General features: G+C 43.7%; 1 protein-coding gene. It reads left to right on the top strand.

From position 1 onward, the window contains the following. Positions 1 to 104: 104 nt before the first annotated feature. Positions 105 to 574, top strand: a 470-nt coding sequence (locus N1032_RS26820; protein WP_259543719.1) for a hypothetical protein, incomplete at its 3' end; no start/stop codon positions are given.

Below are 574 nucleotides of genomic sequence, written 5' to 3'. Positions count from 1 at the left end.
GTGAGCAGGATGTCAGCTTAACATTAAATCTTTATAAGCATCTGTGTAATATGGCCGGTTTTGATGAGTTAAATCCACCCACTATTCATTGGATTGATGTGTAAATGATTACCACGGAACTTAGTAATATTCAAGGACTTGTATCTTCCTCCCGTAAACTGACTGTAGGTATGGAATTCCTGCGTTTGATGCGAGACGAAGGTTTGCTGGAAGCAAACAGAGGTTTCTTCCCTGCTATTTGTGGTGGGGCAGTACGTGATGGTTTGTTCACTGGCAGGGAGATCAATGACATTGATATTTTCCTGTTCCGTGATCAACGAGCACCTACCGTAACTGAGCGTATCGGCACTAACGCCGAGATTCGTAATGAACTGGAAGATATTCGTCAGAATATTTTAGCTTGGCTGGAGGACATGGAGGCAGATAGTGTAAGCCTTCTGTCTGCCAACGCCGAAGCATATTTTGGTGTTCAACGTTTTGTTGATATCACTCAGTTTGTTTGGCGTGAAGTGATCTACCAGATCATGATTCCTACCCAAGCTCAGTTAAGTGGTGGGATCGACCATCTGTTACG

Origin of the sequence: Herbiconiux daphne (assembly GCF_024979295.1) — a bacterium.
Taxonomy (GTDB): Bacteria; Actinomycetota; Actinomycetes; order Actinomycetales; family Microbacteriaceae; genus Herbiconiux; species Herbiconiux daphnes.
This window is presented reverse-complemented; position numbering and strand designations above follow the sequence as displayed.